Annotated in this window: 13 protein-coding genes, 1 tRNA gene and 1 pseudogene; 6 read left to right on the forward strand and 9 right to left on the reverse strand. The window is 49.5% G+C overall.

What is annotated here, in order from left to right:
- The 3 genes and pseudogenes from METPAY_RS15195 to METPAY_RS12295 form a co-directional block, all read left to right on the forward strand.
- Window positions 1-647: pseudogene (locus METPAY_RS15195) on the forward strand (hypothetical protein); the annotation flags it as partial.
- Window positions 648-718: 71 nt separating this feature from the next.
- Window positions 719-1,057 (forward strand): hypothetical protein, encoded by a 339-nt coding sequence (locus tag METPAY_RS12290; RefSeq protein ID WP_048152868.1) that lies wholly within the window; start codon window positions 719-721, stop codon window positions 1,055-1,057.
- 49 nt (window positions 1,058-1,106) lie between these two features.
- Window positions 1,107-1,466 (forward strand): DUF3566 domain-containing protein, encoded by a 360-nt coding sequence (locus METPAY_RS12295; RefSeq protein WP_052418825.1) that lies wholly within the window; start codon window positions 1,107-1,109, stop codon window positions 1,464-1,466.
- Window positions 1,467-1,544: 78 nt separating this feature from the next.
- On the opposite strand, the gene cobA is transcribed toward METPAY_RS12295, so the two are convergent.
- Genes cobA through METPAY_RS12325 form a run of 6 tightly spaced genes read right to left on the reverse strand, consistent with a single transcriptional unit; the run spans window position 1,545 to window position 7,244 of the window.
- Window positions 1,545-2,270 carry a uroporphyrinogen-III C-methyltransferase gene (gene cobA, locus METPAY_RS12300; RefSeq protein WP_048152869.1) on the reverse strand — a complete coding sequence of 242 codons (726 nt, stop codon included), beginning with the start codon at window positions 2,268-2,270 and terminating at the stop codon, window positions 1,545-1,547.
- A gap of 23 nt (window positions 2,271-2,293) precedes the next feature.
- A complete protein-coding gene (gene hemC / locus METPAY_RS12305; RefSeq protein ID WP_048152870.1) occupies window positions 2,294-3,172 on the reverse strand; it encodes a hydroxymethylbilane synthase in 879 nt (292 codons plus the stop codon).
- Window positions 3,163-4,404, reverse strand: coding sequence for a glutamate-1-semialdehyde 2,1-aminomutase (gene hemL / locus METPAY_RS12310; RefSeq protein ID WP_048152871.1), 1,242 nt, complete (start codon window positions 4,402-4,404; stop codon window positions 3,163-3,165). Before hemL ends, hemC begins: the two co-directional genes overlap by 10 nt.
- Window positions 4,391-5,374, reverse strand: a complete 984-nt coding sequence (hemB, locus tag METPAY_RS12315; RefSeq protein ID WP_048152872.1) for a porphobilinogen synthase — start codon at window positions 5,372-5,374, stop codon at window positions 4,391-4,393. The genes hemL and hemB overlap by 14 nt, the downstream gene beginning before the upstream one ends.
- Window positions 5,344-6,627, reverse strand: a complete 1,284-nt coding sequence (gene hemA / locus METPAY_RS12320; protein WP_048152873.1) for a glutamyl-tRNA reductase — start codon at window positions 6,625-6,627, stop codon at window positions 5,344-5,346. The genes hemB and hemA overlap by 31 nt, the downstream gene beginning before the upstream one ends.
- Window positions 6,624-7,244: a precorrin-2 dehydrogenase/sirohydrochlorin ferrochelatase family protein gene (locus METPAY_RS12325; protein ID WP_048152874.1), complete on the reverse strand. Its 621-nt coding sequence runs from the start codon at window positions 7,242-7,244 to the stop codon at window positions 6,624-6,626. Before METPAY_RS12325 ends, hemA begins: the two co-directional genes overlap by 4 nt.
- Window positions 7,245-7,522: 278 nt before the next feature.
- On the opposite strand from METPAY_RS12325, the gene METPAY_RS12330 reads away from it, so the two are divergent.
- Together METPAY_RS12330 and METPAY_RS12335 are read left to right on the forward strand one after the other, a co-directional pair.
- A tRNA-Gly gene (locus METPAY_RS12330) sits at window positions 7,523-7,594 on the forward strand.
- A gap of 121 nt (window positions 7,595-7,715) precedes the next feature.
- Window positions 7,716-8,915 carry a glycoside hydrolase family 3 protein gene (locus tag METPAY_RS12335; RefSeq protein ID WP_048152875.1) on the forward strand — a complete coding sequence of 400 codons (1,200 nt, stop codon included), beginning with the start codon at window positions 7,716-7,718 and terminating at the stop codon, window positions 8,913-8,915.
- A gap of 536 nt (window positions 8,916-9,451) precedes the next feature.
- Here the strand turns inward: METPAY_RS12335 and METPAY_RS12340 are convergent.
- The 3 genes from METPAY_RS12340 to METPAY_RS12350 form a co-directional block, all read right to left on the reverse strand.
- A complete protein-coding gene (locus tag METPAY_RS12340) occupies window positions 9,452-10,204 on the reverse strand; it encodes a class I SAM-dependent methyltransferase (RefSeq protein ID WP_048152876.1) in 753 nt (250 codons plus the stop codon).
- Window positions 10,205-10,465: 261 nt separating this feature from the next.
- Complete coding sequence (locus METPAY_RS12345; protein ID WP_048152877.1) at window positions 10,466-11,062, reverse strand: FKBP-type peptidyl-prolyl cis-trans isomerase; 597 nt, start codon at window positions 11,060-11,062, stop codon at window positions 10,466-10,468.
- A gap of 165 nt (window positions 11,063-11,227) precedes the next feature.
- Window positions 11,228-12,007 carry a hypothetical protein gene (locus tag METPAY_RS12350; RefSeq protein ID WP_048152878.1) on the reverse strand — a complete coding sequence of 260 codons (780 nt, stop codon included), beginning with the start codon at window positions 12,005-12,007 and terminating at the stop codon, window positions 11,228-11,230.
- Window positions 12,008-12,513: 506 nt separating this feature from the next.
- On the opposite strand from METPAY_RS12350, the gene METPAY_RS15035 reads away from it, so the two are divergent.
- On the forward strand, window positions 12,514-12,714 hold the full coding sequence (locus METPAY_RS15035) for a hypothetical protein (protein WP_211251539.1): 201 nt from the start codon (window positions 12,514-12,516) through the stop codon (window positions 12,712-12,714).
- Window positions 12,715-12,724 lie beyond the last annotated feature (10 nt).

Genomic DNA, 12,724 nt, shown 5'->3' on the forward strand with positions numbered 1-12,724 from the left:
TCAACAGCGGAGGAGCGATCTATATATTCTCCGGCACACTCAACACCACATCAACGGCCTTCTCCGGCTGCTCCGCATCATCCTACTCAGGCGGCGCAATCTATTCCAGCTCCGTCAGCACCGTCACGATCACATCATCAACATTCACCGGCTGCTCGGCTCCCTACCACGGCGGTGCGATCTGTTCGTACAAAGGCGGCAGCATGCATTTTTCCCGGATCTATAATTGCAGTTCTGAGGCACCCGCGGTATACTCCCACAACAGTTTCGATGCTTCGGAGAACTGGTGGGGCACGAATACGGACCCGTCCGTGTTTACTGAAGGGTCCGTAAGGTCTGACCCGTGGCTCGTCCTCGGGGTCGTTCCCGGCTCCGTCAACGTATCGGCCGGCGAGGTCTCGATCATCCGGGCGAACATGACACATGATGTAAACGGAATCGACACCTCGGGCAGCGGCCTTCTCCCCGACGGGATTCCGGTGATATTCGATCTCGCAGCCGGTTCCGGAAACCTGTCGGTTACCGGGGGAGAGATCGCCGGCGGCGTGAACAATTCGATCTTTACACCGACCGGCCCAGGGCTGGTGACCGTCACCGCCAGGGCGGACGACCAGACCGTCGGGACATTTACCCGGGTGACATCCTGAACCTGCAATATAGGTCATCATTACAGGACGAAGTCATAAATTCAAATATACTGTAGAATAAAACAATATTGATGACCGATATTGTAGAGATAGAGATCGTAGGATTCTCGGATTCGTCATGCGGACCGTTCCCGTGCGACGGCGACCGGACGTGCGAACTCGAGAAGTGCGCACCTTCCGAAAACCTCGTCAAGGCATTCGAAGCGCTATCCGAACGCATCAAATATATCTTCGGCAGCAATGTTGCGCTGAAGCTCACGCTTATCGACGACGGAATCCCGGATCATATCGTCAGGATAATCGAAGAGATACACCCGCCGATCCCGATTGTAATCGTCAACGGCAGGGTAACGCCCATAGGAAGGATCTCGCTTCCCCAGATCAGGGAAGAGATCGAAAGGGCCCTGTGAGCCCTTTTCAGGAAGGATTTTATTATTTATATGACAAGGATTGTGTTGCATGCCTGAACTTGTATACATAAACCCGTTGTCCGCGGCAAAGATCGCGGCCGCCATATCGGTAGTGCTCGGATTTATTGCGGGAGTAATAATAGTATTTCTCGGACTTTTCTCGGTCCTGGCCTCACTGGTGATACCCGTGAGTACCATTGAAGCGGGAGCTGATCTCCTGTCGGGCGTCCTGCAGGTGATCGTAACGACAATCGCACTCGCGATTCTGGGTTTCATCACCGGCGGGATCGCGGCGTTCATCTACAATATAGCGGCGGGAATATTCGGCGGCCTCGATCTCGGTTTTGTGGACGCGATATTCGTAGCCGAAGAGGAACCCGGGACTGAGAACTCCATAGGGTACGAATGATTCGTACCTGAAAAATCTAAAAAATAATTAATAGAAAAAAATCCGAAAATCAAAAAAAAATTTTTAAAATATTCCCGATTACTCCCTGTAAAGAGAGACTACATCCCCGATGACGATAATAGCCGGGGGCTTAACACCCCGCAACTGAGCTATTTCTGAAATATCTTCCAACGTCCCGGTCGTAACACGCTGGTCGGGCCGAAGCCCCCTCTCGATTATCGCGACCGGCCGGTCGGCGTTCATTCCGTTTTCAACGAGGAAACTGCTTATCTTCGGGAGGTTCTTTACGCCCATGAGAATGACGAGGGTTCCCTTCGTTCCCGCAAGCCACTTCCAGTCGATCGCTGACTTCTCTTTCGTAGGGTCCTCATGCCCTGTGAGAAACGTAACCTGGGATGCGAAGTCCCTGTGGGTTACGGGTATTCCAACGCACTCGGGGACTGCAATTCCGGACGTGATGCCCGGAACCATTACTACCTCTATACCGTTGTCCCTCATGATCTCCATCTCTTCCCCGCCACGGCCAAAGAGGAACGGGTCTCCGCCCTTGAGCCGGACGACTGTCTTTCCCTCTTTGGCGAATTTCACCATGAGGTTTTCTATCTCGTTCTGCTCCTTCGTGTGGCTTCCGCCGTACTTCCCGACGTCGATCTTTTCGACATCCGGGAGGGAGGCGATGATCTCGTCGCCGGGGAGCTGGTCATAGAGGATAACGTCCGCGAGGTCTATGACCTCCCTCGCCCGAAATGTCATGAGGCCCAGGCCGCCGGGGCCGGATCCAACCAGATACACTTTTCCTGTCATTTTTACACCTTATGCTTAATCCTTTACAGCCCGAGGCTAAGTCTCGCCTCTTCGATGAGATCGTAGCCGATCGAACGGAGCTTCTGCCCGATCAGGCGGGCCTCCTCCACGCTGCTGCCGTCGTCCTCGATCCTCTCCCATCTCTTTCCGTCGAGCGAGAGAACCTCGGCGATAAGGAAGCCGTTCTCGCAGAAGACCCCCTGCGGAGTATAGCATCCGCCGCCGATCTCCTCCATGACTGCCCTCTCGACTGACGCGTCCCTCCTCGTCTGTTCGTGGTTTAAGGGTTCGAAGGTCTTTATGAGTTCGGGATCGTCCCTGCATACGACCGCGATTATCCCCTGGTTCGGAGACGGGACGTGCCATTGGGGAAGGAGTCTTGTTCCCGGAAGATCGAGCCCGAGTCTCTCCATCCCGGCTTCGGCGAGAACGATTGCGTCGTACTCGCCTTCCTTCAGCTTTCTGATCCTCGTATCGACGTTTCCGCGAAGCTCCTTCACCTCGACATCAAGTCCGCCGCGGAGGAACTGTGCACGCCTCCGGGTGCTGGAGGTTCCGACGATCTTTACTTCCTTTAAGGGGCAGTAGTGCACGAGAAAGTCAGCGGGGGAGTCTCTCTTCAGGATGGCACAGGTCACGACGCCGTCCGGCCTTTTTGCAGGGATGTCCTTCATGCTGTGGACCGCGAAATCGATCTCGCCTTCGAGTATCGCATCGTCGAGAGCCTTGACGAATATTCCCTGCCCGCCGACTTTGTGGAGCGGAACGTTTGTTACGTTATCGCCGCTCGTGCTGATCTTTTTGACCTGGGTTTCTATATCCAGGTCGTAGAGCATCCGGCATACACGCTTAGTCTGGGCGAGGGCGAGCTTGGAGGCCCTTGTTCCGGCGATCAGAGACATCTGTTGTATGCCTCTGATATCTTTTCTATATCCTCTGTGGTATGCGCAGCGGAGACGAAGTTCGTCTCGAACTGGGACGGCGGAAGGAATATCCCCTCCTTAAGCATCCCCTTCCAGAACTTTCCGAACTTTTCGGTGTCGCTCTGCTTCGCCTCTACATAGTTCGAAGGCGGAGAGTCCCTGAAGTAGAGCTTGAACATGGAGCCGAGACGGACGAAAGAGTTCCTGTAATTTTCCGGAAGGGACTCCATGATCTCCTTCGTGAACCCGTCGAGCTTACCGTAGAGACCGCTGTTTTCATGAATATATCTCAGCGCCGCGATCCCGGCGGAGACCGAAAGCGGATTGCCGCTGAATGTTCCCGCCTGGTATACGGGTCCTGCCGGTGCGACGAGCTCCATGATCTCCTTTCGTCCGGCGAAGATTCCCATCGGAAGACCGCCGCCCGCGATCTTTCCGAGCGTCGTTATGTCCGGCTTAATATCGTACATTACCTGCGCTCCTCCTATTCCGACCCTGTATCCGCAGATTACCTCGTCCATTATGAGGAGCACGTCGTTTTCGGCCGTGATCTTCCGCACCTCTTTGAGGTAATCCTTTTCAGGGAGTACCGGGCCGACATTGCCCATGACCGGTTCGAGGATGAACGCGGCGATATCTTTGTTCTTCGATAGGAGCTCTTCGAGCGATTCGATGTCGTTGTACGGAACCTGCATCGTGTGGGATACGACCTCGGGGATCACTCCGGCGGAGTCGGGGACGCCCATCGTCAGCGCACCGGAGCCGGCCTGGATCAATACTCCATCGTGGGCGCCGTGAAATCCGCCTTCGACCTTGATGATGTCCTTCTTGTTCGTGTAGCCCCTTGCAAGCCTTATCGCCGCCATCGTGGCCTCGGACCCGCTGGATACGAACCTGCACATATCTATCGACGGGTGATCGCCGGCGATTATCTTCGCAAGCTCGATCTCTTTTTCCGTCGGTGTCCCGTAGAGCCAGCCGTCTGCAGCCTGCTCTTCGATCGCCGCCTTTACGACCGGGTGGCAATGCCCGAGAAGCAGGGGGCCGTAACCCATACAGCAGTCGATCAGCTCGTCGCCGTCTTCGGTGTAGATCTTCGACCCGTTCGCTCTTTTAGTATAGAACGGGTAGGGCTTGATCGCCCGCACGGGGCTGCTGACCCCGCCGGGGATTAGTGTCTTTGCGATATCGAATAGTTCACTGCTCTTCATCGATCCACCCTGCGATGTCCTCTGCAAAATAGGTGATAATCAGGTCGGCGCCAGCACGTTTTATCGATTTCACGCTCTCCATTACGACGCGTTTTTCGTCGAGCCAGCCCTTTTCGGATGCGGCCTTTATCATCGAATATTCTCCGCTGACCTGGTAGGCAGCAACTGGAACGCCGAGTGATGTTACGGATGCGATAATATCGTGATAGAACCCGGCGGGCTTTACCATCAGAATGTCCGCTCCCTCGGAGAGATCGAGTTCGGATTCGAGGAACGCCTCCCTCGCGTTTCCGCACTCCATCTGGTATGTCGTCCGGTCTCCGAACGCCATGCCCGAATCTGCTGCCTCCCTGAACGGTCCGTAGAGTGCGCTTGCGAACTTGGTCGAGTACGACATTATCGGGATGTCCTCGAAGCCTTCGTCGTCGAGAGCATCCCTGATGGCGGTCACCTGCCCGTCGAGCATGCACGAGGGTGCGACCATATCGGCACCGGCCTCTGCATGGGATACGGCGATCCGCATCATCAGCTCCAGTGACGGATCGTTTAAGAGATCGGGTCCGCAGGGGGTGTCCCCGACGATCCCGCAGTGGCCGTGGGAGGTGTATTCGCATGCGCAGACGTCGGTTATGACGACCATGTCCGGGACTTCGGACTTTATCATGCGGACAGCCTCCTGGACTACGCCGTTTTCGTTCCAGGCTTCGGTCGCGTTCTCGTCCTTGGCTTTCGGGATTCCGAAGACGAGCATAGCCTGGATTCCCTTATCAAGGATCCTCTGCGCAACGTCGCCGGCTTCGTAGAGCGGGTACCTGTACTGGCCGGGCATGGATTCGATCGGCTTTTTCTCGGTGATATTCTCGTCGAAGAATACCGGCATAATCAGGTCCTCTTTCAGGACCGTGGTCTCCCTGAAGAGAGGCTGTATATTTCTTTTTCTCAGTCTTCTGAGTCGTCTTTGCGGATACATGGATTATTTCCTCTGGTTATTGCATGGACATACTTCTCTGCACCCTCCAGGTCACCGGATTCGGCACAGCCTCTTATTGCTATAGTGGCGTCTGAAAACATCTTCTTTACCAGCACCTTAGATAAGTCTTCGATTACGCCCCTGGTCTTTTCATCGGCATCTTTGAGCCTCGATAGGGCCTTGTCCCTCTCGCGTATGCGTATGGACTCGGCCCATGTATAGAGGTCGACGAGGATATCGTCGGCGGAGGTGCGGTTGAGCATCGAGACAAAAGAGATGAGATCCAGCGAGATCATTTTTTCTGCGGCTTCCGCCTGTTTTTTGCGGATGCCCATGTTCTTCTCGCTGACGCTCCTGAGATCGTCGATGGTGAAAACCTTCACCCTGTCGATGTTCGCGATCTCTTCCTCTACGTCGCGGGGCTGGGCGATGTCGATGAGTATCAGCGGGCGCTCCTTTTCGTCGAGCGGCCAGCGGCGGCTTTCAAGCGCCTCCCTGAGCTCATTTGCATGGATTACGGCATGGGGGGCCCCGGTGCACGAGATCACGACGTCGGATAAGGAGATATAGCGGTAGAGATCGTCCATCTTGACCGCCTTTCCGCCGATCTTGTCTGCAAGGTCGACGGCCGTCTCGTATGTCCTGTTCGTGACATAGATGGCCCTGAGGTTCTTTGCCGCAATGGCCTGTGCGACGAGCTTTCCCATCTCACCGACGCCGACGACAAGGATGTGCCGGTCTTCGAGCGTCCCGAGAAGATCCTCGGCGAGGGTTACTGCCGCGGACCCGATGGAGACTGCGCCGCTGTTGATTTTCGTCCTGTTCCGGACTTCTATTCCGGTGTGGATCGCCCTGTTGATGCACATATCGAGGACGCGGTCGCAGTGCCCGGTCTCCTGGGAGAGGATCAGGGCCGTCTTGAGCTGGCCGAGGATCTGGTCCTCGCCGATTATCATCGACTCCATACCTGATGCGAGTCTCAAAAGATGGTCGAGGACGTCTTCTCCTTCGAGCATCCGGTAGCCGGATCGTCCCTTGTCTTTGAGGAAGCGATCGAGTGTTGCACCGTCGCCGTGTACGAATATCTCGATCCTGTTGCATGTCTGGAGTAAAACGATTCCTTTGAAGAGCTCTCCGGCCTCGTCCATGAACTCCTTCTCGTCGGGGAAACGGAAATCCTCGAGTGCCGGGATGTCCGCCTCCCTGTGCGAGATGCCGGCGCATGCAACGGGAATAAAAAGGCTGTTTTTCATCTGAGATATTTCCTGGTTATATATTCAACCGCAGCTCTTTTGTTTTTATCGAGATGGTCCCAGACGGCCTCGTCCTCGACTATCTCCCTGAGTATCCGGTTCCTCTCGTCCTGATCGGGGATTTCGTTTTTGAGCGTCTCCCTGAACTCCGACTGGAGCTCGATCATGTCGTCGAGGCCGCGGCATTCCCTCTCAAGGAGATGGCGGACGTAGCGTGGGATCGCGGGGCTCTTTCCTTCGGTGGAGATCGCGATCATGTAGTTCTTCCCCCTGACGACGGACGGGATCATGATGTCGCCCGGATCACCGTCTGCGTTGTTGAACGGGATTCCCTTCTCCCTGCAGACTTCCCCGATGGTGTTGTTCAGTTTTTTATCGGAGGTCGCCGCGACTACCAGCGCCGAGCCTTTAATGAAATCCGCGATCGATTCCCTCCCGGCGCAGACTTCTTTGGTGATGCAGGTTACGCCGAGCTTTATGATCTCTTCGTCGATACTCCGGCCGATCACGGTCACTGCCGCTTCAGGGTGGAAAAAAGAGGCTTTCCTGAACGCAACGCGTCCGCCGCCGAATATTGTGACACTCTTTCCCGAAAGATCATGGATAAGAGGAATCATTGGATAAAAAGTAGGTCGTAGTTTTATAAAACTTTATCAGAAAAACCAGTTGCTTTAGTAACACTCAGCCTTCGTATCGCTTTCACTGCACAACGCCCGCGGACCTGAACGGGGAAAAGAATTAATATCAAAAATAATTTCAAAATTAATATCAAATATCGACCCGATTTAAAAAAAGGGCTGAAAGGCTGAAGGATTTCGATATGTTTATATTGATTCAGCAGTAATATTGTAGAGCACCACAGAAGGGATGTCTGAAGATGTCTTCTGTCTGTAATGCGTCGATAGTGTAGCGGTTATCACTAGGCGTTGCCAACGCCTAAACTCGGGTTCGATTCCCGGTCGACGCACTTGGTTTTTTAATATTTTTAGCATCATTTTTCTTTCTGTCATTCTTAACATCACAAAATCAGAATTACAAGCTTTATCCCGTCTCCTGCAATACAATCTATATCAAATACTGGTGATGAGATGAAGGGAGATCTTTTTTTCATATTCGTTTTGCTATGTCTGCTTGCATTTTTCCTGGCAGCCGGCTGTACCGGGAACTCGGAGTATAACGAACAGATAGGGGAGCCTGACGATCCTGTGACTTACGAACCGGCAGACGAGTGCATTGTTCCGGATGCGACACTGGATGAAAAGATCGGCCAGATGATTATGGTGGGCTTCCGTGGGTTTACAGCGGATAACGACTCACAGATTGCGGATGATATCAGAAACGGAAGAGTCGGGGGGGTTATACTTTTCGATCGTGATGTAGCCCTGAACAGCAGTGAGAGAAATATCAAATCCCCTGAACAGGTTTCTTTACTAAATAGCCAGCTCCAGGGCTATGCAGAAAAGATCCCTCTCTTCATTTCAGTCGACCAGGAAGGCGGCAAGATCTGCCGTCTCAAGGAAAGTTACGGCTTTCCAGCGGTTCCCTCCGCCGAGTACCTCGGCAGCATGGATAATGAGACGATAACACGTGAAGCGGGAAGCATTCTTGCAGATACAGTGAAAAATGCCGGATTCAATATGAATTTTGCTCCTGTTGTCGATCTGATGGTTAATCCGGATTCTCCGGCAATAGGAAAGCTTAACAGAAGCTTTTCAGATGATCCGGTTGTTGTAGCCCGCAATGCCGGCTGGATTATCGATGAGCACCAGAAAGCCGGCATAATTACGGCGATAAAGCATTTCCCCGGCCACGGGAGTGCGATGGCGGATTCACATGCGGGTTTTACCGATGTGACGGATACGTGGAGCGAAGAGGAGCTTATACCCTATGAAATCCTGATAGACGAGGGTGTTCCGGATATGGTGATGACCGCACATATCTATAACCAGAACCTCGATCCCGATTATCCCGCGACTCTCTCGGAAAAAACAATTACAGGTATTCTCAGGGACAGGCTGGATTATGACGGTGTCGTAATTACCGATGCGATGGATATGGGTGCGATTGCCGACAATTACGGTATGAAGGAAGCCTTGAATCTTTCAATAAATGCCGGCTGCGATATTATTCTCTTCGCAAACAATATCGTCTATGATGAAAGGATCGCAGAGAACGCGACAGGGCTCATAAAGGAGCTTGTACTTGATGGTGATATCCCGGAGGAGAGGATTAACGAATCATATGAAAGAATAATCCGGCTGAAGATGAAGTATTTGGGATGCGAATAATATGGTTTTTGCTATACGCCATTTAACAATGGCCTGAAAAAATCGGCTCTTCGTTAATCTATGTGGGTATAATCAAGTTTTACTTATTTTGGCAACCCCTCGCCGCGAGCCGCAAAGCAGACTCGCGGATCGGCCCCGACCTCGGGGCCTCTCAATGGCGATAAGCCGCCCACGGGATAGACGAGTATCCCTGGGCGGCGAGACGCGGTAAACTCATGGCGTTGTACAGAAGGGGATATGCCAAAAAAATTCAACAGCTTAGGGGACCCTTGCCGGTCCCCTGAGCGTGCCGTTGGAGGGCTATCTTAGGGCAAGGCCCCTAGGTAGGGGCCGTCCGGCGCGCCTGGCCGCCGGTGCCGGGGTTGCCTGAATAAGGTAAAGTAAGGTATGTAAGCAATACGGTAGAAGAAGCTCACAAAAATCTTCAGGAAGCCTTAGAACTCTTTTTTGAGACTGCATCGCCACAGGAGATCCAGTCCCGGTCTCTTTATGCTTATTAGAATGAAAAAAAGAGAAGTGCCTTAATCTGATACTCTTCACAACGGCTTTCTCATCACATTATATGTGTAGCCGTACTCGTCCGAGTATTTTTCAAATGTTTCAATCTCTTTTTTCAGCCCTTCGATAACCATGAGGGCGGTTTCATCGTCTTTGAATTTCTCCCTAAGGTTTCCTAAATTCTCTCTGACTTTACTATAGTAGCTCTCTTCCCAGACTCGTGAAGGAAGCCTGAAGGACCCGACAAGTTCAAGCCCGGCATTCCGGATGATCTCAAATCCCTTCTCGTCGATCATCAGGTTGGGATCGATCTCTGCGAAGAACTCCCGTGTCTCTGCCGACGGAGTTTCGGTGAACCAGAACAGATCGGATATCATCATGTATCCGCCCGGTTTCATGAATTTCTTCCAGTAATTGACGGCATTTCCAAAGCCAATAATGAATGAACATCCTTCGGCCCATATGATGTCGAAAGACTCCTCTTCAAAGGGAAGATCGTCCATTGATGCACGGACTGTTTTGACTCTCCCGGATAGACCTCCGGTTGCAATTTTTTCATCCACCGCATCGAGGAAAGGCTGGTATAGATCCGTCGCCGTTATCCTGCATGACGGGCACAGGCGGGCAAGGGCCATAGTCTGCACGCCCTTCCCGCAGCCGACATCAAGGATTTCACCACCTCCTTCCGGGGGTTCTCCGATGATTGAAAATGCCTTTTCGGTGTGCTCGTCGTCTCCCGGTCCCTGCCTGGGAAACGATTCAAAAATCTTAAAAACTGGATTGTTTTCCATATATCATTTTAATTTCAAGGTTGCTTTTAATTTGCGGTCGCTGCGAAACGCGGTAAATTCATGGCGTTTACGGAATGGGATATATTAAAAAACAAATTCAACAGCTTAGGGGACCCTTGCCGGTCCCCTGAGCGTGCCATGAGATGGCTATCTTAAGGCAAGGCCCCTGGGCAGGGGCCGTCCGGCGGTCTGGCGCCGCCGGTGCCGGGGTTGCCTGATTCATTGAACTCTGTCCGGAAAAATAAACCTGAGAAGAAAATATTATGCCCTTTTAATAACGGAATCAAGGATTATTGTAAACTGGAGATCTTTTCCTACGAGCGGCTTGTTCGTATCGACGGTTACCGAATCTTCCGTTACATTAGTAAAGACATATCTCATGTATTTTCCTTCCGGGAGCCTGTACTCGATCATCGGGCAGGAATAACCGGGGATAAAAGATATCGTGATATTCTCCTTGTCCATGCCGTTTACCAGATCTATTGCCTCGGTCAACGGAATATTCTGTACCAGGCTCTCATTTTTCTCCCCGTATCCCTCGTCCGGGGTTAAAACGACTGTTTTCGTCTCCCCTGGAACCATTCCCTGGATCGCCTTGTCGAACCCGGGGATCATGGCCCCGCTCCCGAGTGTGAAATTCAGCGGCGTTCCATTATAATTCGATTCGAATACGCTCCCCCCGGGAAAAGAGAGGGAATAATATACGCTGACCTGATCACCGGCTTTTGCAGGCGCTTTATTATCTATTTCATAGCTTCCCGCCAGCGTCGATCCTGACAGGAGGACAATTGACAGAATAATAGCAATAATTACCAGTGAAAGGCGGGACAGTATCTTGAAGCAAACTCTTTTTTTCATGTAATATCAAATTACGTAGGATATCATAACGATTTCTTTTTTTTTTGTTTGGAGAAAAGGAATAGGTTCACCAGGGGAATTAGCTAAAGTATAATTGCTGGTTGTTGCACTTCGATTTTGTAAGAATTTCTATAAATTATTGATATATTATAGCGTGCTTCATATTCAAGAAGAATCAGTTATTGATATATTGACAAAGGCTAGTCCTTCAGTTCTTGGAACTTTGGGTAAATTGGGAGCATCTGGGAAGATATCGTTGATGGTCAAAATTACTTCATGAGCGATTTGCCGAATAGCACAATATTCAATGGGTGTAGGAAACTTCTTTGACTTACCATGAGCATCAATAGTTCCTATTGATCCTTTATCATGATATTTTGTCAAATCAGCATAAGCTTCTGTTAAACCCGTATCAACATGAGCTCCCCCATCTTTATTAGACATATCATACACTAAATTGAATCGACTGATTTTGTGCATTGCATTTTCATTATTAATTGCATCTTTTCCTATTGGTAAGAGATAATCAGAACGATAAACAGTCATTACAGGCTCTTCCCACCAATCAGTAAAAGAAATTTTTTTAAAACTTTCTTTTTTTCCAAGTTTTGCTTGGAAATCTCCTCCAGAAGCCAGGGAAATTTGTAATAATCCAAGAGTGGGTAAAAGATTTTCAGGATCATATCCTTCCGATGAATCGTAAAATGATGAATTTTTCTTTCCCAAATGAGTGAATAGTGAAATTGACGATTTTGAATCATGCAGTAATAATCTAAGAATTGTAGCCATCTTTTTTGCTTCACATAAATATCCTTGATCAAAAAGTTTAGCTGAATTTATTAAGCATTGTAGTTGTTCATTTAAATGAAATTCAAAATCTTTCTGGGTATTTTGATATCCTTTTTTTGCTCTTCCTCTCGCTCTTTGTTTTTCAGGATCTACCATATTTTATAATAAAATTGTGATCCTTTAAAAAATGTGGTAATATATATAATAGTCCTTTCATCTCCTCATATAGATTATCAGACCAAACTTAACTTCAGGTTACAAGAAAGAGTTAGTGTATTTTTTTGTCTTCCCTATTAAACTCTTAATTAGACCAGAAAGATGATGTTAATTATCTGATCCAACATTTGCATAGAGTCTTAAATCTCCAATATTTTGATTTAGGTTAGAGTTTATTATTTCCATCTGCACTTTCATGAAGTAATGCAAATAATCTCCTAAAAACCATTAGTAAAGTGACACAAAAATGAGCAAAGCCAAAATATATTATAAAAGAAAAAAACCTGTTTCCTATACTATCTTGAAAAGATGAGAAAATCATCATAATGACTAAAAGTATTAAAATAATTGAAGAAACCACCAATAAATAAACAGAGTGATCAAATAACTCACTTAATAGGTCTTTCCGGATTTTTTCTTTAATGCTGAGATCATTTTTTTCATATTTGCCTGTTATTGAAAATAAAAGGAGAATGATATTTAATAAAAATCCCGTAAATATTGCAAAAGTGGTTATAAAAGCTGTAGCTATAGTTGTTGATAATAATTTATTGAAAAAAATACAAATTGCCGAAAATATAAACGGTATTAAAAAAAATAAAACTATAATCCAAAATAAATTAGAATTCTTTCTAACAGCTGTATAATGTTCATCAA

This window comes from Methanolacinia paynteri (genome assembly GCF_000784355.1).
Classification (GTDB): domain Archaea; phylum Halobacteriota; class Methanomicrobia; order Methanomicrobiales; family Methanomicrobiaceae; genus Methanolacinia; species Methanolacinia paynteri.